20 protein-coding genes are annotated in these 24,983 nt (G+C 58.6%); 14 read left to right on the top strand and 6 right to left on the bottom strand.

Annotated elements, in window-relative coordinates:
* The coding region (locus tag AC1XOS_RS04525; RefSeq protein WP_481961028.1) for a hypothetical protein at positions 1-485 on the bottom strand (485 nt) is incomplete at its 3' end.
* A 97-nt stretch (positions 486-582) separates the two neighbouring features.
* Between AC1XOS_RS04525 and AC1XOS_RS04530 the strand changes: the two genes are divergently transcribed.
* From AC1XOS_RS04530 to AC1XOS_RS04585, 12 genes are all read left to right on the top strand, one after another.
* Complete coding sequence (locus AC1XOS_RS04530; protein WP_481961029.1) at positions 583-1,860, top strand: M16 family metallopeptidase; 1,278 nt, start codon at positions 583-585, stop codon at positions 1,858-1,860.
* Between the two features lie 115 nt (positions 1,861-1,975).
* Positions 1,976-2,710 (top strand): 4-hydroxy-tetrahydrodipicolinate reductase, encoded by a 735-nt coding sequence (dapB, locus tag AC1XOS_RS04535; protein ID WP_481961030.1) that lies wholly within the window; start codon positions 1,976-1,978, stop codon positions 2,708-2,710.
* 2 nt (positions 2,711-2,712) lie between these two features.
* The gene (locus AC1XOS_RS04540) at positions 2,713-5,298 is read left to right on the top strand and encodes an ATP-binding protein (protein WP_481961031.1); all 2,586 of its coding nucleotides are present in this window, start codon (positions 2,713-2,715) and stop codon (positions 5,296-5,298) included.
* A 73-nt stretch (positions 5,299-5,371) separates the two neighbouring features.
* Entirely contained in the window at positions 5,372-8,023 is a 2,652-nt protein-coding gene (locus AC1XOS_RS04545; RefSeq protein ID WP_481961032.1) for a DUF1553 domain-containing protein, read from the top strand.
* A 5-nt stretch (positions 8,024-8,028) separates the two neighbouring features.
* Entirely contained in the window at positions 8,029-8,289 is a 261-nt protein-coding gene (locus tag AC1XOS_RS04550) for a hypothetical protein (RefSeq protein ID WP_481961033.1), read from the top strand.
* Between the two features lie 38 nt (positions 8,290-8,327).
* The gene (locus AC1XOS_RS04555; protein WP_481961034.1) at positions 8,328-8,648 is read left to right on the top strand and encodes a clan AA aspartic protease; all 321 of its coding nucleotides are present in this window, start codon (positions 8,328-8,330) and stop codon (positions 8,646-8,648) included.
* Positions 8,645-10,090: a DUF1501 domain-containing protein gene (locus AC1XOS_RS04560; RefSeq protein WP_481961035.1), complete on the top strand. Its 1,446-nt coding sequence runs from the start codon at positions 8,645-8,647 to the stop codon at positions 10,088-10,090. Before AC1XOS_RS04555 ends, AC1XOS_RS04560 begins: the two co-directional genes overlap by 4 nt.
* On the top strand, positions 10,090-10,941 hold the full coding sequence (locus AC1XOS_RS04565; protein WP_481961036.1) for an amidohydrolase family protein: 852 nt from the start codon (positions 10,090-10,092) through the stop codon (positions 10,939-10,941). The genes AC1XOS_RS04560 and AC1XOS_RS04565 overlap by 1 nt, the downstream gene beginning before the upstream one ends.
* Positions 10,942-11,333: 392 nt before the next feature.
* A complete protein-coding gene (locus AC1XOS_RS04570; protein WP_481961037.1) occupies positions 11,334-12,389 on the top strand; it encodes a polysaccharide deacetylase family protein in 1,056 nt (351 codons plus the stop codon).
* An 83-nt stretch (positions 12,390-12,472) separates the two neighbouring features.
* Positions 12,473-13,864, top strand: coding sequence for a DUF1501 domain-containing protein (locus AC1XOS_RS04575; RefSeq protein WP_481961038.1), 1,392 nt, complete (start codon positions 12,473-12,475; stop codon positions 13,862-13,864).
* Positions 13,848-16,922 (top strand): PSD1 and planctomycete cytochrome C domain-containing protein, encoded by a 3,075-nt coding sequence (locus AC1XOS_RS04580; protein WP_481961039.1) that lies wholly within the window; start codon positions 13,848-13,850, stop codon positions 16,920-16,922. Before AC1XOS_RS04575 ends, AC1XOS_RS04580 begins: the two co-directional genes overlap by 17 nt.
* Positions 16,923-17,013: 91 nt before the next feature.
* Positions 17,014-17,604 (top strand): hypothetical protein, encoded by a 591-nt coding sequence (locus AC1XOS_RS04585; RefSeq protein ID WP_481961040.1) that lies wholly within the window; start codon positions 17,014-17,016, stop codon positions 17,602-17,604.
* Here the strand turns inward: AC1XOS_RS04585 and AC1XOS_RS04590 are convergent.
* From AC1XOS_RS04590 to AC1XOS_RS04600, 3 genes are read right to left on the bottom strand one after another with little or no spacing between them, the layout of a single operon-like run.
* Entirely contained in the window at positions 17,601-18,158 is a 558-nt protein-coding gene (locus AC1XOS_RS04590) for a hypothetical protein (protein ID WP_481961041.1), read from the bottom strand. The two genes, AC1XOS_RS04585 and AC1XOS_RS04590, sit on opposite strands and share 4 nt — an antisense overlap.
* Positions 18,159-18,177: 19 nt before the next feature.
* Positions 18,178-21,729 (bottom strand): ABC transporter permease/M1 family aminopeptidase, encoded by a 3,552-nt coding sequence (locus AC1XOS_RS04595; protein WP_481961042.1) that lies wholly within the window; start codon positions 21,727-21,729, stop codon positions 18,178-18,180.
* Positions 21,730-21,732: 3 nt separating this feature from the next.
* Positions 21,733-22,620 (bottom strand): ABC transporter ATP-binding protein, encoded by an 888-nt coding sequence (locus tag AC1XOS_RS04600; RefSeq protein WP_481961043.1) that lies wholly within the window; start codon positions 22,618-22,620, stop codon positions 21,733-21,735.
* An 85-nt stretch (positions 22,621-22,705) separates the two neighbouring features.
* Here AC1XOS_RS04600 and AC1XOS_RS04605 point away from each other — a divergent pair, with 85 nt between their 5' ends.
* Together AC1XOS_RS04605 and AC1XOS_RS04610 are read left to right on the top strand one after the other, a co-directional pair.
* The gene (locus tag AC1XOS_RS04605; protein ID WP_481961044.1) at positions 22,706-23,962 is read left to right on the top strand and encodes a BaiN/RdsA family NAD(P)/FAD-dependent oxidoreductase; all 1,257 of its coding nucleotides are present in this window, start codon (positions 22,706-22,708) and stop codon (positions 23,960-23,962) included.
* A gap of 4 nt (positions 23,963-23,966) precedes the next feature.
* Positions 23,967-24,479, top strand: a complete 513-nt coding sequence (locus tag AC1XOS_RS04610) for a hypothetical protein (protein WP_481961045.1) — start codon at positions 23,967-23,969, stop codon at positions 24,477-24,479.
* Here AC1XOS_RS04610 and AC1XOS_RS04615 read toward each other — a convergent pair.
* Together AC1XOS_RS04615 and AC1XOS_RS04620 are read right to left on the bottom strand one after the other, a co-directional pair.
* Entirely contained in the window at positions 24,430-24,837 is a 408-nt protein-coding gene (locus AC1XOS_RS04615) for a DUF2752 domain-containing protein (protein WP_481961046.1), read from the bottom strand. The two genes, AC1XOS_RS04610 and AC1XOS_RS04615, sit on opposite strands and share 50 nt — an antisense overlap.
* A partial coding sequence (locus AC1XOS_RS04620; RefSeq protein WP_481961047.1) for a hypothetical protein occupies positions 24,803-24,983 on the bottom strand: 181 nt, incomplete at its 5' end. The genes AC1XOS_RS04615 and AC1XOS_RS04620, both read right to left, overlap by 35 nt.

Genomic DNA, 24,983 nt, shown 5'->3' on the forward strand with positions numbered 1-24,983 from the left:
AGTACCTGAACCAGTCCGGTTGTATTCCCCGTGGCCACGACTGCCGCAGGCTTCGGCGAAGCGCTGGGCTCGGGCGAAGCGCTGGGCTCGGGCGAAGCGCTGGGCTCGGGCGAGGCAGAGGCTGCAACGGCGGGGGATGGACGGGGCGAAGCGCTAGGCTCTGGCGAGGTCACGGGTGTTGCGCCGCTCTGACCCAAAAGATTGACATCGAAGAACCAGGGCACACGCGCCGACAGCTCGTTCTGGACGATGGACTTAGCGCGGGTTGCGGTGTCGGTGGGGCCAAAGAGGTTGACATCAAGCCCGTCCACCCCGACACTCCAGTCTGTCTTGCCAGGCTGTCCAATGAGCCCATCGCGCGTTAAGGCCGCCTCCGCTTTGCCTTTTAAGTACGTCTCAATGGGCACGCGACGGCAGGTTGGGCAAAAGACAGCCAGTGCCAGCAGGCCCAGTGCTCCTAAACATCCTGCGGAATTATGGTTCATAGTTCTTGTGAGAATGTATCTTTCCTAAAGCAAACTGGCAAGTGTTTTAGAATAAACCCGTAAGCTTCTCAGTGAGAAAAAACGGTACACTGGGCACATGGTTGAAAATGTCTCTCGGACAGTTCTGTCCAATGGGGTTCGCGTTGTTACGGAAAGCATTCCGACGGTTCAGTCGGTCTCCGTCGGCCTCTGGGCGAGTGCGGGCTCGCGTGATGAGGAGCCGCGCCTGCGGGGCATCTCGCACTTTTTAGAGCACATGTTCTTTAAGGGCACCGAGCGCCGCCCGAGTGCGAAACAAATCGCCGATGAGATGGACGCGCTGGGCGGCTATCTCAATGCGTTTACGGATAAAGAGTTCACGTGCTACTACGCCCGCGTCCTCTCGGAGCACCTGCCCGTTGGTCTCGACATTTTGACGGACATGCTCACCGGCTCACTCTTTGACCCGGAAGAAACGGCAAAAGAGCGCAAGGTGGTGCTGGAGGAGATCAAGCGGCGCGATGATGACCCCGAGGACATGGTGCATGATCTTTTTGGGGAGACGATCTACCCGGACCATGTGCTGGGCCTGCCGGTGATCGGGAGTGTGGAGACGGTCTCCGCCTTCACCCCCGACGACCTGCGTGGCTATGTCGCACGGCGCTACGGCCCGCAGAGCCTCGTCGTGGCGGCGGCAGGGAACTTGGAGCACGCTGCTGTGGTCGCGCTCGCGGAGCAGATGCTGGGCAGCCTTCCCGCAGGCGAGCCCAATGCCCCCCTAACACGCCCGATCGCCGCTCCAGGCCATCTTCTCTACAGCCGCCCGACCGAGCAGGTGAACTTCTGCGTCGGTGTGGGAGGCTACGGCCAGAACGACGAAGAAAAGTACCCGCTGGCGATCTTGGACAGCATCCTAGGTGGCTCGATGGGCGCACGGCTCTTTCAGGAGATTCGCGAGAAGCGTGGTCTGGCCTACTCCGTCGGCTCGTACGCCGCCACCCACCGTGAGGGCGGCTACTTTGCGGCCTACGGGGGGACGTCGCCGGAGAACTTTGAGGAGTGTCTGGACTTGGTACGTGCGGAGTTTGCCAAAGTCCGCAAAGAGGGTGTCAGTGAGGCCGAGCTTCAGCGCTCGAAGAACCAGTTCCGTGGTGCACTCATCATGGCCCAAGAGTCCATGAGCAGCCGCATGACCCGCCTGGGCAAGTCCGAGCTTTACTACAACCGCGTCCCACTCCTGGCCGAGGCGCTGGCCAAGATTGACGCCGTGACGATCGCCGATGTCCACGCGATCGCTGAGGCCATCTTGCCCGACGATGCTGCAAAGCTCACTATCGCCGCCATCGGGCCGTTTGAAGAAGCCGACAAAGAAGCGCTCGCGGAGATAGAAGAGTAGCCCTCCTACCCCGGTTTTCCCTCCTACCCCCCCCGGCCCCCTTCCTCCCAATAACAAGCTCTGCGGGTGGGAGGAAGGGGGAGGGGAAGCCTAGCGCTTCTGGTACACTACCCGCATGATTAGAGTTGCTGTTTCCGGGGCACTAGGCCGGATGGGAAGTGAAGTGGTGCGTGCGGTGACTGCCGCCGACGGGATGGAAGTGGTTGCGCAGATTGAGTTCGGCGATGACATGGGCGCGGTTCTAAAAGCCAGCCAGCCGCAGGTGATGGTGGACTTCACCGTGCCGTCGTCGGCGATGAGCAATATCCGGACGGCACTGGAGAGTAACGTCATCCCGATTGTCGGAACCACGGGCCTCTCGCCTGCGGACTTAGACGAGCTGCGCCAGCTCTGCGAGACACACAACACGGCGTGCTTGATCGCGCCCAACTTTGCCATCGGCGCGATTCTCATGATGCAGTTCTCGGCGCAAGCGGCAAAATATCTGCCCGATGTGGAGATTATCGAGATGCACCACGAGCAGAAAGTGGATGCTCCCTCAGGAACTGCCGTCAAGACTGCCCAGATGATCGCTGAGGCCCGCACAGGAGTCCCGACCGCCAAGCCAGAGAATGCTTTCGAGAGCCACGCGGGGGCCACCGGAGCCGATGTAGACGAGATTCCCGTGCACTCGGTGCGCCTGCCCGGCTTTGTGGCCAGCCAGGAGGTGATCTTTGGGGCGCAGGGCCAGCGCCTCTCAATCCGCCACGACTCACTGGATCGCACCAGCTTCATGCCCGGCGTTGTGCTGGCCATCCGAAAGTCGGCGAGCATGACAGGACTGGTTTACGGGCTGGAGAATCTCCTCTAGCCATGATGCCTCGGGGTATTGCGCGCCAGATCTTCTTAAGCTATGTCCTGCCGCTGATTGTTTTATTGGTGGCAGGACTGCTCATTCCGGTGCTGCTCTGGGGCTTTGCAGGGCGCTATCGGGGCGAGTTTGCGGCGCGCAAGGAGCTGGCCAGTCGTATGGAAGTGCTGGCCCATGCGGCGATGGATGTCGCTGAGGCGGAGGCGAACCTCAAGCGCTTCAGAGACCCCGCCTTTCGGAGTGCACAGAACCAGGCACGGAGTATCTACCGGGATCGCTATCAGGAGATCATGTCTTGGTTTGAAGACCATCCTGCTCCCGCGCTGGAGAAAGAGTTTCGCGTGGTACACGCCCAGTTTCAGGTATGGGATCGTAAGGGGAGCCGTGCTACGGCGGCGTTTGAGCCCATTGAAGCCGCGCTGGTGCGGCTGATCAACCAGACCGCCCAGGCCCGTGATCGCTACGAGCCTCTCTACCTGACAGCGGACTCTTTGCGTATCGCTGCCATCATTATCTTCCCGCTGGGAGCCTTAGTCAGTGCGCTGATGATTGGGCGCTCCATTGCCCGCTCGATCACCGAGCCTTTGGAGGCACTGGTCTCGGCGGTAGAGCGGCTGGAACGCAAAGAGATCACGCCTGCGGAGCTACCTGATGAGAGCGGGCGCGACGATGAGGTGGGGGAGCTGTGGCAGGCACTGCGGCGCATGGCCGAGACCGTCGCGGAGCGAGAGAGTGCACTGGAGGCCCGGAGTGAGGCACTTGCCGTCACCGGGCGGCGACTGGAGTCCGTGCTAGATGCCACCAACGATGGCGTGGCGCTACTCAGCCAAGAGGGGCGCTTTTTACTGGCAAACCCACGCTTTGCTGCGTTCTTTGGGTTGGAGTCGGCGGACTTGCAAGACCATAGCTTTGCGCGGATCGGCCCACGGCTCCTCTCGCTCTTTAAGGGATCCGATCAGGAACCTGCCCGGCTGCGCCTGCGGGAAGTCTTGCGTGACACGGAGCGCGTGACGGATGAGACATTCGCTCTGGCACGTCCTCTCCCTCGGGTTCTGCGCTTTTATTCGTCGCCGGTTCGCACCGAGGGGACACTGATTGGGCGGATCGTGATCTTGCGTGATGTCACGCGCGAGACCGAGGCAGATCGGCTCAAGAGTGAGTTTGCCTCGACGGTCTCGCACGAGCTACGCACCCCGCTGACGGCCATCAATGGTAATGTTGCACTCTTGCTCTCCGAGAAACCCGGCCCTCTCACCGAGAACCAGCGCGAGTTTTTGGCTCTAACCCAGACCAGCGTGCTGCGCCTCACGGGGCTGATCACGGAGATGCTGGATCTCTCCAAGCTGGAGTCTGCCGGGCTTCAGATGGAGCACAAGCCGCTTGACTGTAGCGCTTTGGCGCGTCAAGTGGTGCGTACTATGGAGGAGCAAGCGCGCACGCGTGGGCTGAGCTTGACCCTGAATATGCCCGAGAGTATCCCCTTGATTCGGGGAGACAGCGACCGGATCGCGCAAGTGCTGATGAACCTGATCTCTAATGCGCTAAAGTACACCCCGCCAGGGGGGAAAGTGATCGTACGCCTCGCCGCAGATGATACCCAGCTCACGGTGCGGGTTGCGGATACGGGAATTGGAATCACGGCAGACGATCGCACTCGGCTCTTTGATAAGTTCTTCCGCGCGGACAACTCGACAACCCGCAGTGTCGGAGGAACCGGTCTGGGGCTTGCGATTTCCAAGACCATTGTGGAGGCTCTGGGGGGGATGATCTGGGTGGAGAGCACGCCGGGGATCGGGAGCACGTTTGCCTTCACTCTTCCTCTGGCAAGTGCAGAACCCGAGCAAGAGGCTCCTGATGTGCTGATGCCTCCTCCTGCTCCCCGCCGCCTCTTGCTCCTCGTGCACGACCAGACCCCGGTTCTTCACCGTCTCAATCATACGTTCTCCAACCAGGGCATGATTGTCAGCGCCGCAGCTGTCCCTGATGAAGCGCTACGAAGGGCGCGTGGTCTGCACCCCGATGCTCTCTTACTACCGCCACTAACGGCGACTTTCGATGCGTTTCAGCTTTTGCGCAGCCTCCGCTCTGACCCCAAGACAGAGCGTGTCACGGTGTTGATCTATGCGTTGCGAGCCGTGGGAAACACCTACGAGCTACGCGATAGCTTGTTTCTATCTTCGCAAGAAAAGCTGGCCAGTGCGCTCACAAAACTTAAGACAGACGAGCATGCTCGCAATCGGCCTGTGGTGATCGTGGGGGACGAAGTCCTCTTTCAGGCAGCCCGTGAGCTCTGGCCCCGTCAGAGTACTTCTCCTCTGCTCTGGTGCCCAAAAAGCGAGGAGCTAGTGGGCAAAGTGGGGCCACTCTGTCCTCTCGCAGTTGTCTGTGACACCACGACCCAGGACATGCGTCCTGTGGGCGCATTTTCGCGGGGGGCTCTGGAGCGCCACAGTAACCAGCACGTTGCCTGGCTCTACTTGGGTGACTTCGGCTCCCGCACACGTCTGCTTGTCCCTCATGGCGCGGGCTCTATTTTGCTGGAGCGCTCCGCCAGCGTGGTACAAGAGGCTATCTCCGCAGCGATCTAGCAGGATCTTTTAAGTTCACGTGGGGTGTGCCGCTGGACATGGCTTGTTTTTTTACGTAAAATCGAAAGTTAAGATGAAGCACCAATTGCTCTCGTTTTCGTTACTGACCAGCGTGGGCTTATGGGCCGTGGCCTTTGCCGCCCCCGAGCCGGTGGACTACCGCCGGGATGTTCGTCCTCTCTTGGCTGCCAACTGTCTGCGCTGCCATGGAGCCGATGAGCAGAGCCGCTCCGCAAACCTGCGCCTGGATGAGCCCAACCGTGCCGTGATCCCCGGCGATATTCTAGCCAGCAAGCTCATTGCTCGCGTCACCCTGCCCGTGGGCGATGCGCTTAAGATGCCACCCCAAGAGACGGGACATCGCTTGACGGAGCCGCAGATTAACACGCTACGGCGCTGGATTGGGCAGGGCGCAAAGTACGAAGGGCACTGGGCATTTAATCGCCCCCTAGCCCCCGCTCGCGGGGGAATAGATACGCTTGTGATGGCTCGGCTGGCGAAAGAGAAGCTTGCTCTTTCCCCAGAGGCGGATCGGTGGACTCTGGCGCGGCGGGTGGCGCTGGACCTGACAGGACTGCCGCCAAGCCTCAAAGATGCCGAGGCATTTGTGAGCGACAAAGCGCCCAATGCCTACGAGAAATTTGTGGACTCCCAGCTCGCCTCGCCGCACTTTGGAGAGAAGTGGGCGCGTCTCTGGCTGGACTTGGGGCGCTACGCCGACTCAGCGGGTTATGGCTCCGACCCGCTCAGGCCCAATCTCTGGCCCTGGCGCGACTGGCTGATCGCTGCGTTTAATGCCAACAAGCCTTTTGATGAGTTCACGCAGGAGCTGCTTGCGGGGGACTTATTGCCCAACGCCACTGAGGATCAGAAGATTGCGACAGCCTTTCACCGCAATACCATGACCAACACCGAGGGAGGCACGAGTGATGAAGAGTTTCGCACTGCCGCTGTCAAAGACCGAACCGTTGTCACCATGCAGGCGTGGATGGGGCTGACCTACCAGTGCGCCCAGTGCCATACGCATAAGTTCGATCCTATCTCTAAGACTGATTTCTATCGAACCATGGCGATCTTCAATCAGACTGAGGACAGTGATCGAGGCGATGAGTTCCCCACCATGCCGGTGCTGACCGCGGCGCAACGCACGAAAAAGCAAGCCCTCGAAAAAGAGCTAGCGGAGCTGGAGACGCAGCGTGCTGCCGAGCCCGCAGGTAAGGCGCCGAGTGCGCGTTTTGTGCGTGTGACACTTCCAGGCACGGCATTTCTCATGCTTGCCGAGGTGCAGGCGCTGAGCGGTAGCGAGAATGTGGCACGCAAGGGGAAGGCGAGCCAGTCCAGCACGGACTTTAGCGGCGAGGCGGCGCGGGCCATTGATGGTAACACGAGCGGTAAGTTCCCCGATAACACCGTCACGCACACGAAGCAGGAGAAAGACCCCTGGTGGGAAGTAGACCTAGGCGCAACCTATCCACTCCAGAGTATCGCCATCTGGCCGCGCACCGATGCCCACTCCGGCATGCTCGCCCATGTTCGCATCACGCTCTACGACGAAAATCGGAAAGTGGTAGCGGAGCAGGGGATTCCCGGCGCGATTACCGCGGTAAAAACGGCCTTGCTCACTGACTCGCCCACGGCCCAAAGAATTGCCCAGAAGCAGTCTGAGCTAGCCGCTCTCAAGCCGATCCCACTGCCCGTGATGCGTGAGCTCCCCGAGGTCAAGCGCCGTGTGACACGCTCACTCACTCTGGCGAACTTCCTAACTCCCGAAGAAGTCGTCACGCCCGCAGGCCCCGCCGCCTTTACGAAAAAGCCGCTCACCAACCGCTTAGAGCTGGCCAAGTGGCTCGTTGCACGGGAGAACCCACTAACCGCGCGTGTCCAGGTGAACCGTTTCTGGGCGCAGCTCTTTGGAACAGGGCTTGTGGAGACAGAGGAGGACTTCGGGACGCAGGGCGCGTCTCCCACGCATCCCGAGCTTCTCGACTATCTGGCACTAGACTTTCAGCGCGACTGGAATGTCAAGCGCTTTCTCAAGAGCATTGCGATGAGCCGTACCTACCGGCAGAGTAGCAAAGTGACCCCTGAAAAGCTCGCTCGTGACCCAAAGGTGCGCCTGCTCTCGCGCTACCCCCGCCGCCGTTTGGATGCCGAAGGAATCCGCGACCAGGCGCTCTTGGTCAGTGGCCTGCTCTCGCCCAAGCTCGGCGGCCCCAGCGTCTATCCGCCCCAGCCCGATGGGCTCTGGAAAGCGGCGTTTAACGGCGAGCGCTCGTACCCCACTAGCACGGGTGAAGATCGCTACCGGCGTGGCCTCTACACCTTCTGGCGGCGCACGGTTCCGTATCCGAGTATGCAGACCTTCGATGCCCCCAGCCGCGAGTTCTGCACGGTTCGTCGTATCCCCACCAACACGCCCCTCCAAGCGCTCGTCACGCTCAACGATCCTGCCTACTTGGAGATGGCGGTCGGCTTGGCCAAACGTCTGGAAGGGAAAACGCCCGCTGAGAAAGCCCGCCACGGCCTGCGCCTCGCTCTCTGTCGCCCTGCACTGGACAGCCAAATCCCACCGCTCGTCGCACTGTTTGAGAGCGAGAAAGTGCACTACACCGCAAATTTGATGGAGGCGAAAAAGCTCACGGGGACTGAGGATGCAGAGCTGGCCGCGTGGACAGTGGTCGCCAATGTCCTGCTCAACCTAGACGGCGTGCTGACGAAAGGATAATAATCATGTTAGCAGTTGAAGAAATTGACCGCAGAGGCATGCAGCTCTACCAGGAACAGATCGCCTCTAAAGTTGATGTTGAAGAAAACCAGGGTAAAGTGATTGCCATTGATGTAGAGTCCGGTGATTTTGAAGTCGCGGACGAGGGGCTTGTTGCGGGTGAGCGACTCCGTGAGCGGCACCCTGATGCTTCTATGCTTTGTTTGCGGATCGGCTACAATGCAGTTTATTCTTTTGGGGGAGTTTTAACTCAGACAAAGGCATGATGATAGGACAAATCTCTCAGGGGTATCCCGTTATTGCTGTGCCTTTTCAGCTTCCCGAAATGCCCGCTTTCGAGCTGGAGTTTGTGATTGACACTGGTTTTGCGGGTTATCTCACGTTGCCTGTCTCTGCTGTTGAGGCAATGAACCTACCATTTTTCTACCGAATGCCTGCGAATCTGGCAAACGACTCCGACATTATGGTCAGTGTCTACCAAGTAACTGTTCGCTGGCAAGGAGAGCTACGACGTGTGGAGGTGATCGCGATGGGAAAACGTCCTCTGATTGGGCGAGCACTACTCGCAGGACAGTATCTTGGGATTCGCTTTGAGGAAGGCTCGGAGCTAAGGATAGAGCCATGACTGAACTTGAACTAATGCAAGCCCGTGCGATGTCGCGGCGAACGTTTTTTGGCAAGACGGGCCTTGGTCTGGGCGCACTGGCGCTGGCCGCAACCCACCCAGAACCCTCCTTTGCAAAAGGGAGGGGGGATGCGAGTGGTGCGAGCAGCCGGGGGGGGGCGAAAGCCAAGGCGGTGATCTACCTGCACATGTCTGGCGCGCCACCGTCGCTGGACTTGCTCGACTACAAACCCAAGCTCAACGAGCTGCACATGCAGGACTGCCCGGATTCGTATTTGAAAGGCGAGCGCTTCGCCTTTATCCAGGGCAAGCCAAAGCTACTCGGCTCGCCACACAAGTTCAAGCAGTACGGCCAGAGTGGTGCATGGATGTGTGATCTCCTGCCACACACATCCAGTATCGCCGATGAGCTGGCGATCATTCATTCCATGTCTACGGAGCAGTTCAACCACGCCCCCGCTGAGCTATTTCTCTATACCGGCAACGCCTTCCCTGGCGGTGCGGCGATGGGCTCGTGGATGACCTATGGGATTGGGACGGCAAATAAAGACCTGCCCGGCTTTGTGGTGTTGCTCTCTGGTGGCACCGACCCGACGGGGGGCAAGAGTCTCTGGTCGAGTGGGTTTCTGCCCAGCATTCATCAAGGCGTTCAGTGTCGCTCAGCAGGTGACCCGATTCTTTATCTGTCTGATCCGCCGGGAATAGACCGCCAGACGCGGCGGCGGAGCCTGGATGCACTGGAAAAACTCAACCGGCAGGAGGCAGCGGCACTGGGCGATCCGGAGACCGTGACACGCATCGCGCAGTACGAGCTTGCCTACCGGATGCAGCTCTCGGTGCCGGAGCTAACGGATATCAAGAAAGAGTCCCAGGCGACCCTGGACCTCTACGGGGCTAAGCCCGGCGAGGCAAGTTTTGCCAATAACTGTCTTTTAGCGCGAAGACTTGTGGAAAAAGGCGTCCGCTTCGTCCAGCTCTATGACTGGGGCTGGGACATTCACGGCACCGGCTCGGGCGACGACTTAGTGACTGCACTTCCCGCCAAGTGCCGAGAGACTGACAAAGCCTGCGCGGCACTCATCAAAGACCTCAAGCAGCGTGGGATGCTCGATGATGTCTTAGTGGTCTGGGGCGGCGAGTTTGGCCGAACCCCCATGAACGAGGCGCGTGGCGGTAGTAAATTTCTAGGCCGCGACCACCATCCCCACGCCTTCACGATCTGGATGGCAGGCGGTGGCACCAAGCCCGGAGCCTACGGCAAGACCGATGAGCTTGGCTACAAGATCGTCGAGAATAAAATGACCATTCGCGATCTCCAAGCCACGATTCTTGACCGAGTTGGCCTTGATCCCTACAAGCTCCACTACGACTACCAGGGCCTTGGAAATCGCCTGATTGGCCCCACCGATGAGGGCCGTGTGATCAAGGAACTCAAGCGCTAATGCGAATTATAGATACACATCAGCATCTTTGGGATCGAAATCGGTTTGATCTTCCCTGGCTCAAAGAGGCCACGGAGCCGCTGAGTAAGAGCCATACTCCCGAGACCTATGCTCAGGACACGGTGGGACTGGGAATCTCGGCGACGATCTACATGGAGGTGGATGTGCGCTTGGATCAACGCGAGGCAGAGGCGCAGTATGTGTACAGCCTCTGTGACGATCCCCAGAACCCGATGGTGGGTGCGGTTGTGGGCGGCGATCCGGCGGCGCGAGAGTTTAAGGCGTATCTGGACAAGATCTCCAGCCCGCATCTCAAAGGCGTCCGGCAAGTGCTCCATGGGGGGCTCCCACAGGGCTACTGCCTGAAGCCCGAGTTCGTGGCAGGGGCTCAGGAGCTTGGCAAGCGCGGGCTATGCTTTGATCTTTGTCTGCGCTCTGGGGAGCTTGCCGATGGAGCCTCACTGGCAAAAAAATGTCCGGAGACGCGCTTTGTGCTGGATCACTGCGGCAATGCGCCCGTCACCGGGACACCTGCGCAGCTGGGGGCATGGAAGCGCGGGCTAGAGCAGGTCGCTGCCTGTCCCAATACCATCGTCAAGATCTCCGGTATTATCGCGGGAACCAAGCCCGGAGTACCTGCCATCGAGCAGCTTGCGCCCTGTATCAACCAGACCCTCGATACCTTTGGCCCCGAGCGCGTGATCTTTGCCAGTGACTGGCCTGTCTGCACACTGCGAGCCAGCCTGAAAGAGTGGATCACCACCCTCAAAGCCCTTGTCGCCACCCGTTCTGAAACCGACCAGCGCAAGCTCTTTTACGAGAATGCCACTCGGTTCTATGAGCTCCGCTAGGAAAGATACGGGATCTACGTAGTGTAAAGCGCTGAAGAAGCTCCGCGATTTGAAGGCGCTGGTTCCGCTCGACAGCATCTTCTCCCGGATAGCCACCCTCTTCATAGCGCTCATAATCGCTCCGTTGGGTGGCCAGTGCACTCAGCTTGGGTTCTTGCGGCAGGCCCTTTTGATAGAGGGTTGTCGCGATCAAGATCAGTACCATGCCACTGACCTGAAAAAAAACGGTTCCCTTTGGGGTTTGCATGAAAGTTTCTCCTTATCCATGTCTGCGGCCTCATGGACAGCTACTTAAGAATCAACGTTCAGGAGGGAGATCTTACGATGAAATCAGGCGATATAATGGCTTTGTGAGAATTACCCCTTGTGCCTTGTCTTGTATCCTAATTTTTTTGCCCGGTTGTATTAAGCCAGGAACGACCGTTTCTTCGACAACTCCTGCACCCACCCCCGCTCCACAACCTCCTAAGTTTGATCCTGATAAAATACGACCCGATGAGCTGGGGCGGATCCCGGTGATCATGTACCATGACATTGGCAAGAGCGGGAAAAATACGCCGCTGGATCGGTCGGTTGCCTCGTTTGAGAAAGACCTTCAGCTTCTCTACGACAAGGGGTTCTATCTGGTCAATGCCGCCGATATTGTGGCCAATCGCTTAGATGTGCCGCTCGGTCGAACGCCTGTTGCCATTACCTTCGATGATGCCCGCCGGACGCAGTTTAACTTGCTCACCACAGATCAAGGCCCTCAGGTAGACCCGAACTGTGGACTGGGCATCATCGAGCGCTTTGTGAAAGCACACCCGGATTGGAAAGTGCGTGCGACGTTCTTTATTCTCCCCAAGTCAAAAGCAACCAATGAATCTTTTGGGCAAACAGGTTTGGGTAAGGACAAGATTGACTATCTCTTGAAAAGTGGGTGTGAGATTGCGAACCACTCGATCGTGCACAAGAGCTTTGCCAACTACACAGCGGCGCAAGTGCAGCAGGAGGTAGGAGGAGCCGATAAGCTTATTACAAGCCTCAACCCTAAAGTCAAGATAGAGACGATAGCACTTCCCATGGGAAAGTTTCCTAAGGACAAGACTCTCTGGCCGCTTTTGATCAAAGGGGAGGATAAAGGGCATCGTTATGAGTATCAGGCCGCTTTTGATGCCGCATGGCGCCCCATTCCCTCACCGGCCTCCAAAAAATTTAATAACCTTCGACTAGAGAGAATCAACTCGATTGATGGGCTTAATGGAGTTCGGTTCTGGGTGGATAAACTAATGGCACCAGGGGGGGAACGCTATATCTCAGACGGTGACCCGAAGTGGGTAAGCTTTCCCAAGTCCAAAGAATCTGAGCTGGCTCAGGATCGTGTGCTAGGTCAGGGAAACCAGATCAATGCCTACGGCACCTCCACCATCCAGCCCGCGGGGCAGCCCATTCAACCCGCGTCGCAGTAGTGGAAAATTGCACCTGAACCTGAGAATCTGTTTATACGTCTTAACCCCCAGACTACCGAAGATGGAGGGTAAGGAAAGACGTTATGAGCCACTCAAGAGATGTAGCGCTGTGTTCCGGTCGTGAGGTTGTTACCTCGCGCCGTGAGTTTTTAAGCCGAACGGGACTGGGAATTGGAGGGCTCGCGCTCTCTGCGATGTTTGCGGCGGAAGCCAAAGCGGAAGGCAACGGAAACGCGATCACGGCAGCCAAGAAAGCCCCGCTGCCTGCGAAGGCCAAGCATGTTATTCATATCTTCGCCTCCGGGGCACCCTCACACCTAGACACGTTTGATCCCAAGCCCGGTATGGAAAAGTTCCGTGGCCAGAGTGTCTCAGGGGCCAGCGGCGTGATCTTCCCCTCGCCCTTCAAGTTCACTAAGTGTGGCCAGAGCGGGCTAGAGATCAGTGATGTCTTCCCCAACTTGCAGAAGCTCGCCGATGACTTGTGCGTGATTCGCTCCATGAAGACCGATATACCAGCGCATCCCGTGGCAGCCAAGATGATGAACACAGGCTCTGCGCAGCTGGTGAAGCCAAGCCTCGGGAGCTGGGTGCTCTACGGCCTAGGCACTGACAACCAAGACCTACCCGGTTTTGTGACCCTGGGTGGTAGCCCCGAGTGGCGGCAGTCGGCGTTTCTCCCCAGCCCGTTTCAGGGAACCCGCGCGGACTTTGCGCCTGGTAAACCTGTAGATAAAGTCCTACTCAATCTCAAGAACGAGTTCAGCTCGTCGTCGGCGCAGCGGGCGCAGCTGGATCTGGCCCGGCAGCTCAATGGCAACCACAGCGCTAAGTTTCAGCACGATGAGCAGCTCGAAGCGCGTATTGACTCCTTCGAGCTGGCCTTTAAGATGCAGACCGCCGCGACCGATGCCTTTGATATCTCTAAAGAGCCTGCCGCTGTCCGTGCGAAGTACGGCTCGTCGGACTTTGGTGGCAAGCTTCTCTGCGCCCGGCGCTTAGTCGAGCGCGGCGTGCGCTTCGTGCAGGTGGACATCGGCGGCTGGGATCATCACCAGGCACTGGCGCAAAATATTGGCAAGAAGGCCAATGAGATGGATCAGCCCGTTGCGGCGCTGATTGCGGACTTGAAAGAGCGGGGCTTGCTAGAGTCTACACTCGTGATCTGGGGAGGTGAGTTTGGACGCACGCCGACCACAGCAGGCAGCATCAACGACCAGTCGGGCCGGGATCACCACTCCCGCTGCTTCTGCTCGTTCATGGCAGGGGGCGGCGTAAAAGGTGGGATGCACTACGGCGAGACCGATGAACTGGGAATGAACATCGCCAGCAACCCCGTGCATGTCCATGACTTTCATGCGACGATTCTTCGCGTGCTGGGCTTTGATCATACCAAGCTGACCTACCGCTACAATGGGCGAGATTTTCGCTTGACCGACAACTATGGGAATATCGTCAATGAAATCCTGGCTTAAGCTCTCCGCCCCTGCGGCGGTACTGGGGATTGCGCTGACGGCGGGGGCACAGAAGCCCGCGCCCAAGCCACAGGCCCTTACTCCCGAGCAGATACAGTTCTTCGAGAGCAAGATCCGGCCTATTTTGACGGGCAAGTGTGCGCCATGTCACGTAGATGGTGTCTCACGAGGCGGGCTCTCGCTGGACTTTCGCGAGTCGTGGCAACACGGTGGCTCCAGTGGGCCTGTTGTGGTGCCGGGGAGCCCAGAGAAGAGCCTGCTGATCGAGCGTGTCAAGAGCGCCGGTGCGCCGATGCCGCCCGGGGGGAAGCTCTCGGCGACGGATATCGCGGCACTGGAAGCCTGGGTGAAGATGGGCGCTCCCGATCCGCGTGGGGCGGCTGATGTCAAGACGACCTCCAAGCTCACCGGGATCACGGACAAGGCAAAGTCGCACTGGGCCTTCCAGCCGGTGGAGAAGCCTGCAATTCCAAAAGTGAAGAACGCGGCTTGGGTGAAAAACCCCATTGATAGTTTTACTCTTGCCAAGCTTGAAGCCAATAACATGGTTCCCAATGCCCCCGCAAGCCGTGCGGCACTGATCCGCCGCGCCTACTACGATCTGATCGGGATGCCGCCCACGGTTGAGGAAGTCCGGGCATTTTTAGCCGATAAAAGCCCCAATGCCTGGGAAAAAGTGGTAGATAGTCTCCTGGCAAACCCACACTACGGCGAGCGCTGGGGCCGTCACTGGCTCGACACTGCCCGCTACTCCGACACGACGGGCAACCCGCAGAATGGACAGAACCGCCTTGCGGACTTTCGCTATGCCAATGCTTGGACCTACCGCGACTGGGTGATTGGGGCGATCAATAAAGACCTACCCTACAATGAGTTTCTGATGGCACAGATCGCCGCCGACCAGATCCCGACCATGAAAGACGATCCCGCGCAGCTCGCTGCCTTGGGGTTTATGACGGTGGGCAAGCGCTTTCAAGATAAGAACGACTTAATTGACGAGCGTATTGACACCGTGACGAAAGCCACGATGGGAATTACGGTCGCCTGTGCCCGCTGTCATGACCACAAGTTCGACCCGATCCCCACAGCAGACTACTACTCGCTCTATGGCATCTTCAGCTCCATTGACGAGCCTGAGGTCGGTCCCGAGATCCCTGGCAGTGGCGATCCCACACAGCGTGGCGACTACGAGCAGCAGGAGAAAGTGCTGCTGGACAAAGGCCGCGTTGCCTACTACGAGTACGTCGGTGAGAAGCTAGAGGCGTTCCAGAAAAAAGCAGCGGGCTATCTGATGCTCTCTACGGCGAACCCGCGCTCCAAAGAAGGCGCGGAGCTGGCGCAGAAATACGGCATCAACCCGTCTAATATCCGTGAGCGCGATACGATTCGCATCCTCCAGCAAGCGGTTCGAACCAATAAAACTGCTGCCGAGGTGATGGGTCCCTTCAATGTTCTCCAGAGGATGCCCGAGGGAAGCTTTGCCTCGCAGTACGCTGTCGCGATGGGACGAATGCTGGGCACTGCTTCCGCACCGGCAGCTCCGGCGGGACGCTTTGGCAAGCAGAGAGCGCAGCAGCAACAGCGCACACCAGGGGCCAATATCCCCGTCATGAAGATCAACCCGCTGATTGCACGCGAGCTTTCCAGCCTCAAGCCGCGCTCGATGGCGGATGTCGCGGAAGCCTACGGGCGGGTTTTTGCCAAAGTGGCCGATCAGCGTGATGCCTACATTGAGGCGCGTCAGAAAAACCAGGTGCTCAGCGTAGATAGTGCGACCGCGCAGCTCATTGAGTTTCCTCTGGGGCTCCCACCCGCGTCGGAGTTTAACTCCGCGACCCACCTTCGCCAGCTGGCCAGCCGCTTCAACGCAGACAATCGGGCAGCGGCTCGCTTTCCGTTTGATGAGCTGAACCGCCTGCAGCTCACGCACCCTGGCGCACCGGGCCATGCGATGGTGGTCGAGGACATCGAGGAGCCCAAAGACGCTCGTATTCTAATCCGTGGTGAGAAGCAGAGGCCAGGGGACGTAGTTCCCCGCCAGGTCTTTGCACTCTGCATGCCCGGAAGTACGCCGCAGCCCGTCAAAGAGGGCTCGGGGCGACTGGAGCTGGCGCGGGCCATTGCAGCGCCCTCAAATCCGCTGACAGCTCGCACCCTAGTGAACCGTGCCTGGATGCATCACTTTGGGGACGGCTTTATCCGCACCCCCGATGACCTAGGCAATATGAGCGAGAAGCCTTCTCACCCGGAGCTGCTCGACTGGCTGGCGGGGCGCTTTATGGAGACAGGCTGGAGCCTCAAGAAGCTGCACAAGTGGGTGCTTACCAGCAATACCTACCAGCAGAGCACCGATACCAACGCTGCCTACGAGAAGAAAGACCCGGCCAACCGGTTGCTCTGGCGAGCCAATCTTCGCCGTCTAGACTTTGAGTCTATCCGAGACACCATGGTAGCGCTGACCGGCAAGCTCGATCCAGTGCTGGGGGGAAAGCCCGTCAATATCACCGACGAGCCCTACATCTACCGCCGCTCGGTCTATGGCTACATTGATCGGCTCTTTCTCTCAGACTTGCTGACCCAGTTCGATGTGAGCGACCCGACCATGGCCAACACAGGACGTATCTCGACCATTGTGCCGCAACAGGCTTTATTCTTTATGAATAGTGCGATGGCTGTGGACGTGGCCCGGCAGGTGGTGAGACGCGACGAAGTGGAGAAAGCACAGACCGATGAGGAGCGCATCAAGGCGATCTATCTCGTTCTCTACCAGCGCTCTCCCAAGCCTGAGGAGATCCAGGTGGGTCTCGGTTTCCTGACAAAGATCGGAAGTGTGGCAGCCGGAGTGGAGACAGAAGCCACTGTCGCCGCGACGGGTACGGGTAAAGGCCGCGCTGCTCGCAAGCCTGTCGCCAAGACCCCACAGAAGAAAGGGATGGGAGTGGGCAAGTTCGCCCCGATCCGAAATAACACGGAGATGGTCGAGCGCAAGCCACTGGATAGCTGGGAGCTCTACACGCAGGCACTGCTCTGCTCCAATGAGTTCGTCTACGTGAGCTAACCTGCAGTACACTTAAAAAATGGCGGAGCATTTTTGATGCTCCGCCATTTCTTTTATTAAAGAGTATAAAGCAACTTGCCATAATCAAACCATGACCAAAACGATCCCTGTTCTCCACGAGATTGAGGTCAATATCACACGATTGCTTGGAGCAGCTCTGACCTTACTGGCGGGGACTCCACTCTTTATGAAGCAATCCCTCCCCGAGGTAACCCTCGAAGCCTTTTTTGAGGCTGTCTATCTTGTGGAGGGGCAGAATCGCGCTCTGATCTTAAACAGCGCACTTCCTGAGGGAGCGATGCTGGTGATGCAGCGAAACACTCAGCGAGTCATGCAGCTTGCTGTTTTGGGGCGTGTGGCGCAGCACCTAGAGCGTAGTAGCGATCTCTTAGCCCCGGAGGAGTGTGCCATTGTGGCACAGTTTCTTGGTCCTGTCGCCGACTCCGTCTTTCTGTTAGGTACCCGGATTTTAGAGTATCTCCTCAATCCTGAAAAGACAGAATCGCTGACTTTGGCACAGCTTCCCTGGGAGCAGGTGATGGTCGAGGGGGGGCTTCAGGCAGCGCGGGCCGAGATTGCGGCGACCCGCACTCTCAGCCCTCTTGCACGACGCTACTCCCGCTCCACCCTCTGGGCATTACAGGTAGCCTGTGATGCCATGCTGACGGTCGGTAGCCGCTAGAAGCGCACTCCGACTCCAAGGCTCGCATGGCTGGCATTGATGGAGCTGGTTCCCAGCTTTGCACTTCCCATGAGCGTGTAGCTTAGCTCACCGAAGTAGCGCTTGCCAAAGTCCTGACCAAGAAAGACACGCCCACCAAAGGTCATCTTCTCCGTGGTGGTAGTGACAGTTGTATCGCCCGTCTTTACCGCTGAGGAGGTTGTGAGGCCATAGCCGCCGATCCCCGCGCCGTAATAGAGCGCTTTGTTAGATAGCGAGTGCATCCGATACTGAACCCCAAAGCCACTGGCTCCCTGGCTCGTCGTGGTGTTACCATTTTCCCGGCTCCGCATGAGGCTATCGCTGTAGAGTCCCCAAGTTCCGCCACCGACGCGTCCCAAGTCGTAGCTGATGGCTCCGCTGCTGGTGCTCTGCCCAACGAAGTTCTTGCCACTCTGAGTGCTGGGAAGCCCAACCCCAATCTGGGCACGCCAGCGCTTCTCTCTGGGCTCTTGTGCTTGTGCGCCTGCTGCCAGCAGAGCAAAGACGGTTGCGAACAAAACTATCTTTTGCATATTTTTTTCCTTAAGCTCCTTAAAGCTTTTTTGTATTGTCATCGAGTGTTCGATCAATGTAGAGATGCTTTGTGTCTATCTCCACTTTATCGGGCTCGGCACTCTCGGACTCTAAAACGATGCGACCTGGCTCGGATGTGACAGTGCGGCTTTTCAAGCGCTCTTTCTCTTTCCAGAGTCCAAAATCAAATCCTTTGACAGGCCCCGCGTCGGTTTCGTTACCTTTTCCGTCGGCGTATTTTTTCAGCGCTTTATAGGCAACCGTGACGCGCCACTTGCCGCCGCTCTGCTCTTTCTTTGCCTCGATGATCCGCAGATCATAGAGTGTGATTTTCTCGAAGTGATCGCTCAGAAAAGTCTGATCGGCGGTGGGCGTGGCGGCTCGGAGCATTTCCATGAGCTCCAGAGATGTTGTGTAGGGCGGCTCTTGAAAGGCCGTTTTCTTGACAAAGCCCGCTAGCGCCGCGTTGAGCTTCTCTTCCCCAATGCGATCTGCAAGAGCGCAGAAGGCAATCGCGCCTTTGGAGTAGTGGATGTACTGCTGGTTCTGGACGGCGACCAAGGGATTTTCATCCTCACGCTCGCTGCCACGACCTTGCAGGTAGCGGTCCATGTCTACCTTGAGAAAACGTGCCAGTGCCGCCTCTCCATAAGCCTTCTTGAGGGTCTGGAGAGCGCTGTACTCGGCGAGGGACTCGGAGAGCATCTCGCTACCCGCGACATTTCCCCCAAGCACCTGGTGTGCCCACCACTGGTGCGCGACTTCATGCGCCGTGACATAGAACGGGATATCTAGCGCGTCTTTCTCGCTTCCCACTTTCAGGATAAAACCCAGTCCTTCGGAGTAGGGCACGGTGTTGGGAAACGACTGCGCGAACCCCTGGTAGGCGGGAAACTCCAGAATGCGCATCTGGCGGAACTGGTAGGGGCTGAAGCTCTCGGAGCAGTAAGACAGTGCCGCTTTTGCACCCGCCATCATGCGCTCTAAGTTATACTCATGGCCAGGATGGTAGTAGATCTCCAGCGCCACTTTCTTGCTACCATCTTTGCTGACCCACTGGTCTTTCTTGACGGTGTAGCGGGCGGAGACAAACGTGAAGAACTGGCGGATGGGAGCGTCCATTTTGTAGCGAAAACAGCGCCGACCGTTCTCCTGCCACTCGCGCTCTAAGTAGCCCGGCGCGATAGCAATCTGATCGGGAGCAGTACGCACGGTCGCGGCAAAGTTTACCCAGTCCGCGTCTACCCCGAGGTAGGTGTTCCGACGCGCGGCTACGTCTGTGGCGGGAGCCATGCGCGGCTTGGGAGGAAGACCCTGCTTACGCCGCTCAGACTCATCGCCAATCTCGCCACCTTCCTGGTAGCCAATCTGGGGGCAGGGCATGGTGAGAAACGTCCCGTTGGCGGCAATATCGGTGTTGGGGCTCCCATTGGCAAAGCCCGTCTTGTCGTAGGCCAGCGTAAAAGCCAGCGTCGTGGTCGCGCCGGGAGCCAGTGGCTGCGCGAGCCTCAGCGTCCGAAAGCCTCGGTCTTTGTCTGTGATCTCGGGGCTTGCGGCAGCTCCAAGAGTCAGCGCCTTGATCGTCAATTCCGGGTCGGTCTGGATCACCAGCTCGGTGACGGGCTTATCGGTCTTGTTCTTGAGGGTGAAGATGCCCTTGGACTCCCACTGTCCGCGCTCCGGCCAGAGCGTGACATCCATGTCGACGTCCGTGATGCGCGGCTGGGGAATCTTCCCGTAGCGGGCCTTGTACTTCTGCTCAAACTCCACCTGAAGCTTGATCTGCGCTTTCTCAGGACGGTAGGTGTGCTTGAGATTGGTGTTGACAAAGATCCAGCCACCGACCGCCACAAAGCCCGCCGCGCACGCCACGGCAAGGGCCTTTGCCATCGCCGGAAGCTGCCCGATCTTCCAGCGGACACTTAGCTTGTCGTCCTTGCCCCGCACCCAGAGCTTGATTGCCGCGAGAACCAAGAGCACCGAGGCCAATAGCCAGTAGGTCGAAAACCAGAAAATGGGGAGTGTAAACGGCCCAAAGCCGTTCATGTCCGAGAGTTTGGCGGTGGGAATATCCCCGAAGAGATAGAGCTTGTGGTCGAGGCCCATGCTAGGAAGTGCCTGCGTGGCGATAAAGCTCACCAGCACCAGCGTGTGCCCCAAAAACTTCTGGTTGACCACGGTGTGAATCATAAACGCCAGCGCGGTGAGGCAGATCAGGATCGGGTAGACCGTCCCAAAAAGATAGCTAAAGTACAGTCCCAGCTCAAAGTGAAAGTAGCCCTTTGCTGCCTGCACCCCGACCCCGGCTACGATCAGTCCTAGAGTCAGCAGTGCCAGCACTAAAAGCAGCGCCACAAACTTTGCCAGCGCGACTCGGTAGGTTGGGACGGGCAGGGCATCGGCGATCTGATCCAGCTTGACGGTGCGCTCGCGCCAGGCAAGCTCACCTGCATAGAATGTGATCAGGATCAAGAAAAACAGCATGAACGAGCCGCTCACTTGCTCGACCATAACTCGTGTGACAGGGTAAATACTGTTGTTGTTGTCTAAGAGTTTGTCCGCCATCCAGGCGTTGGTGACGAGGAGCAGTGTTCCGGCAGCGGCGATCACGAGAAACGGGACACTGCGGACGATATCGCGGAAGTAGAAGCGCAGGAGGGCGGGGAAGACATTCCCCCCTGACCCCCGCCGGGCGGGGGGAAGATAAGGAATCAGATTCCCTTTATCCCCCCCGTTGGACGGGGGCTGGGGGGGCTTTTTCCCAAGAACCAGTGCCTTGGCCGAGAACTGGAAGAGGCGGAAGCCGAGAGCGAGCGTGCCAAGCCCAAGCCCAACCCAGAGCAGACGGTTATAGAGCAGCGCTCCGGTGAGTGGCAGGAGCTGGGAGTTTTTCTCAGCGAGGGTCCAGTAGCGCGTCACCACACTGGTTGAGGCGAGGCCAAACGGATCGAAGAGCGAGGCGACGAGCCTGTTCTCCACAGAGCCAAGTAGCGCCAGGGAGATGGCCCAGCCGACGAAGACCAAGACACCTTGCAGATAGATCGCCAGCAGGCTTCTCGTGAGTGTCCCAAAGACAAAGAACAGCGTGGAGAGAAAGAGGACGTTGGGGAGCAGGATCACCAGGAAGACATTGACATAGCTCTCGATGCGAAACGCCCCAAGGCTATTTTTATCTACCCAGGGCATCAGGCTCCCGAGGAGCACGCCAAAGAGCAAACCGGAGTAGACAAAGAGCGTCACGACGAGGGCACCCAAAAAACGCCCAAAGAAGTACGCCGCGCGGCTCAGGCGTGTGGTGAAGAAGAGCTCGTGGGCCTGCGCCTCGAAGTCACGGTAGATTGCGGTACCGACTAGGGCGCTGGCAATCACGGCTCCAAACGCGCCCATGATCCCGACGATCTGGCCCAGCACGATCGGCGCATTCACTTTGATCTGCCCGTCCCCACCGCCTATTTTCACGGCATCGGTGGTGACAAAGAGAAACGTCAGCAGAAAGAGCACCAGAAAGAACAGATAGGTCGAGACTTGGCGCATTCGAAAGCGCAGCTCGAAGAGAAAGACATTTCGCATGGCTTAGGCCGCTCCCACGGCATGGAAGTAGGCATCCTCTAGATCCGCAGCGATGGCTTCAAAGCCCTCGCCGGGGTCGGTGTCCTGGTAGATCGTGACGACTGGCTTTCCGGCGATCAGGCGGCGGGAGATGACCCGGTAGCGGCTCTCATACTCAGCGAGCTCATCCTTGCCGATGACTTTTCGCCAGACACTGCCTGCCACGCGCCCGATCACGTCCTCCGGGTTGCCCTGTGCCACCACGCGGCCTCGGGCAAGGATGGCCATGCGCTCACACAGCTCTCTCACGTCTTCGACGATATGTGTGGAGAGAATCACGGTCGCGCCCTCCCCAACCTCGGCGAGCAAGTTCAGAAAGCGGTTGCGCTCGGTGGGATCGAGACCCGCTGTCGGCTCGTCCACGATAATCACGGTGGGGTTGGCCAGAAGCGCCACCGCGATCCCGAGGCGCTGCTTCATTCCGCCCGAGTACCCCCCGACATTTTTCTTGCGCGCCTCCCAAAGATTCACCTGCGCCAGCAAGCCTTCTACGACAGCCTTGCGCTCCTTGCCATTGTTGAGCCCCTTGAGGGTCGCAAAGTGGTCCAGCGTCGCCTCGCCGGAGAGCGTTGGGTAGAACCCAAACTCCTGGGGAAGATAGCCCAAGGTCGCGCGCATCGCCTCTTTGTTCTGGAGGGTGTTCACGCCATCGAGCGCAATACTGCCTGTGTCAGGCTCTTGAAGCGTCGCAATCGTGCGCATCAGCGACGACTTCCCCGCGCCGTTGGGGCCAAGCAGGCCAAAGAGCCCGTGGGGGATGCTCAGGGTCACACCGTCAAGTGCCCGTACCCCATTTGGGTAGGTCTTGGTCAGGTTCTCAATCTCTAGCGCCATGTCAGAAACCTCGTTCATTTCCATTTTTGGAAATAGTTTTGTCTTTGAGACAATCCTTCTGGGCGCAAGGTTACAGCGCGACGCGGTAGAATTCTCTCAGACTATGCAAAATATTATCGTGGTAGGGGGCGGCGCGGCGGGAATGCTCGCGGCGTGGCGGGCGGCAAAGCTTGGGGCGCGGGTGACGCTATTAGAGAAGAAAAACCGGCTAGGAACTAAGATTCTCATCTCGGGCGGGGGTAAGTGCAACCTCACCCACGCCGGTGCGATGGAGCAGATCCGTCGCCAGTTTCGCACCAATGAGGCGGGCTTTCTGAAGGCCTCGTTCTATCGCTTCACCAACGAGGACTTTTTAGAGCTGCTCACGGGCCAAGGGCTGAAAGTCTACACCCGCCCCGATGGCCGGATTTTTCCGGTGCCGCCCACGGATGCCAAAGATGTGGTCGAGGTTCTGGAGCGCCATGTCCGCGATGCCGGGGTGAAAGTGCGCCTCGACTGCCCCGTGGAGAAGATTCTGGTGGAGGACGGCGCGGTTTCTGGCGTGCAGATTGAGGGCAAAGTCCTTCCTTGCTCGCGCTTGATTGTTGCCGTCGGCGGCTCGTCGTTTCCGGGCACAGGCTGTACGGGCGATGGCTGGAAGTGGCTCGCGGAGCTGGGGCACACGATTGTCAAGCTCACCGCCGCCCTTGCCCCACTCTATCTGGATCCCACGCCGCCCGAGGAGTGGAGCGGGGTCGCGCTGCGTGACTGTGTGCTCCGTGCCCGCAAGCAAAACCCCGACAACAGCACCGGAAAAGAGCGCATGCACTGGCGTGGCGACCTGCTCTTTACCCACAAAGGCGTCTCCGGCCCCACCGCCCTGGGCGTCTCCCGCGAGATCGCTGAGGCTATCCCTGAGAACTCCACGGTCGAGGTGGATCTCTACCCCGACGAGACCTTTGAGCAAGTGAGTGCGCGGCTAATGACCCAGGCCCAGCAGAACCCTAAAAAGACCCTCCTCGGCCTGATCGAAGACGCACCGCTCCCCGAGCGCTTGCGCAAGCCCTTGCTCGAATCCGCCAAGCTCGACCCTGCCGCAAAGTGCGCCCCGCTCACCGCCAAAGACCGCAACCGGCTGGCCAATACGCTCAAAGGCTGGCAAGTAGGCCGCGTCCGCGCCGTCCCACTAGAGCGTGGCGAGGTCGTCGCTGGTGGCGTTGCCTTGGATGAAGTGGATTCCAAAACCATGGAAAGTCGAAAGATCAAGGGCCTCTATCTCTGTGGCGAAGTGCTCGATATCGCAGGCCCCGTCGGAGGCTACAACCTCCAAGCCGCCTGGTCCACCGGCATCGTCGCCGGAGACAGTGTTGCTCAGGAGTGAATCTATGCGTCTGTACCGCTATCTGGGAACTGCGGAGCTACTGGTTGAGACGGCACGCTGGCAGATAAATGCTCTCACTGATTTAGAGGCGTGGCGCAAGTGCGTTTATGGGGACACAGCAACGTTTGTCGTCACTGCCGACGGCACACTCTGGCTGGCAGACCAGCGCTCGGAGCATGTCTCGTGTGCCCGTGGTGCGGATGTCCTAGCAGCGGGTGAGCTGGCTTTTTCGGAGAGCGAGCTGATTGCCGCGACGAATCTCTCCACTGGCTACTGCCCTGAACCTGAATGCTGGGAAGCACTCCAAGCGGTGCTGGATCGTTTGGGAATCACCCACTCAGGCAGCTTCACCATAAGCTATCTCTTCCGACGCTGTGAGCATTGTGGTCAGCGTAACGTGATTAAGGATCGTGTTTTTGAGTGCGGTGTTTGTGGTGTGGCGCTGCCTAAACTCTGGAACTGTGACCCTATGGTGGCTTTGGGAGCCAGCCGATCAGACGAACTATCCAAAAGCTGAGTAGCAGCACGACCAGCACGCCCGCAACAGTATTGATGCGTTTTGTGGAGGGCTGGAGCTTTGGGAAGAAGCGTAGGGCGACAAATCCTGCAAGAATCACAAAGAAAACGGGGCCGAGGGGATGCAGGACGAACGCACGGGAAAGCTCGCCATGGGCGGTGCAGACAAGCGAGCGGGAGATGCCGCAGCCGGGGCAGGGAATATGCGTGAGTGCCTTGATAGGGCAGAGATCGGGGAGCCCGAGGAGCGATTTGTTGTCTGGGCCGGGTGGGGGAACCAGAAAGGCCGCCGCTAAAATCCAGAGCGGCGGCCAGAGAAGAAATTTACCGACGGTTGCCGGCTGCGGCGTAGATTTCATTGAGATCGTTCTGCTGTAAAAACGGGACCACTATCCCAATGCCATAGATGGGGCCTGCGCCGAGAAAGTCCAGCGCCACGTAGAGCCAGCTCTGGTTGCGGGCAGGAAGGCCCACCATGCGCTGCATCCGCTCGATTTTTTGCGCG

Source organism: Armatimonas sp. (assembly GCF_964826245.1).

What these genes read in the sequence shown, in the direction of transcription:
- AC1XOS_RS04530 (WP_481961029.1), top strand. Translation starts at nt 583, where the DNA reads ATGGTTGAAAATGTCTCTCGGACAGTTCTGTCCAATGGGGTTCGCGTT.
- dapB (WP_481961030.1), top strand. Translation starts at nt 1,976, where the DNA reads ATGATTAGAGTTGCTGTTTCCGGGGCACTAGGCCGGATGGGAAGTGAA.
- AC1XOS_RS04540 (WP_481961031.1), top strand. Translation starts at nt 2,713, where the DNA reads ATGATGCCTCGGGGTATTGCGCGCCAGATCTTCTTAAGCTATGTCCTG.
- AC1XOS_RS04545 (WP_481961032.1), top strand. Translation starts at nt 5,372, where the DNA reads ATGAAGCACCAATTGCTCTCGTTTTCGTTACTGACCAGCGTGGGCTTA.
- AC1XOS_RS04550 (WP_481961033.1), top strand. Translation starts at nt 8,029, where the DNA reads ATGTTAGCAGTTGAAGAAATTGACCGCAGAGGCATGCAGCTCTACCAG.
- AC1XOS_RS04560 (WP_481961035.1), top strand. Translation starts at nt 8,645, where the DNA reads ATGACTGAACTTGAACTAATGCAAGCCCGTGCGATGTCGCGGCGAACG.
- AC1XOS_RS04565 (WP_481961036.1), top strand. Translation starts at nt 10,090, where the DNA reads ATGCGAATTATAGATACACATCAGCATCTTTGGGATCGAAATCGGTTT.
- AC1XOS_RS04575 (WP_481961038.1), top strand. Translation starts at nt 12,473, where the DNA reads ATGAGCCACTCAAGAGATGTAGCGCTGTGTTCCGGTCGTGAGGTTGTT.
- AC1XOS_RS04580 (WP_481961039.1), top strand. Translation starts at nt 13,848, where the DNA reads ATGAAATCCTGGCTTAAGCTCTCCGCCCCTGCGGCGGTACTGGGGATT.
- AC1XOS_RS04585 (WP_481961040.1), top strand. Translation starts at nt 17,014, where the DNA reads ATGACCAAAACGATCCCTGTTCTCCACGAGATTGAGGTCAATATCACA.
- AC1XOS_RS04590 (WP_481961041.1), bottom strand. Translation starts at nt 18,158, where the DNA reads ATGCAAAAGATAGTTTTGTTCGCAACCGTCTTTGCTCTGCTGGCAGCA.
- AC1XOS_RS04595 (WP_481961042.1), bottom strand. Translation starts at nt 21,729, where the DNA reads ATGCGAAATGTCTTTCTCTTCGAGCTGCGCTTTCGAATGCGCCAAGTC.
- AC1XOS_RS04600 (WP_481961043.1), bottom strand. Translation starts at nt 22,620, where the DNA reads ATGAACGAGGTTTCTGACATGGCGCTAGAGATTGAGAACCTGACCAAG.
- AC1XOS_RS04605 (WP_481961044.1), top strand. Translation starts at nt 22,706, where the DNA reads ATGCAAAATATTATCGTGGTAGGGGGCGGCGCGGCGGGAATGCTCGCG.
- AC1XOS_RS04610 (WP_481961045.1), top strand. Translation starts at nt 23,967, where the DNA reads ATGCGTCTGTACCGCTATCTGGGAACTGCGGAGCTACTGGTTGAGACG.
- AC1XOS_RS04615 (WP_481961046.1), bottom strand. Translation starts at nt 24,837, where the DNA reads ATGAAATCTACGCCGCAGCCGGCAACCGTCGGTAAATTTCTTCTCTGG.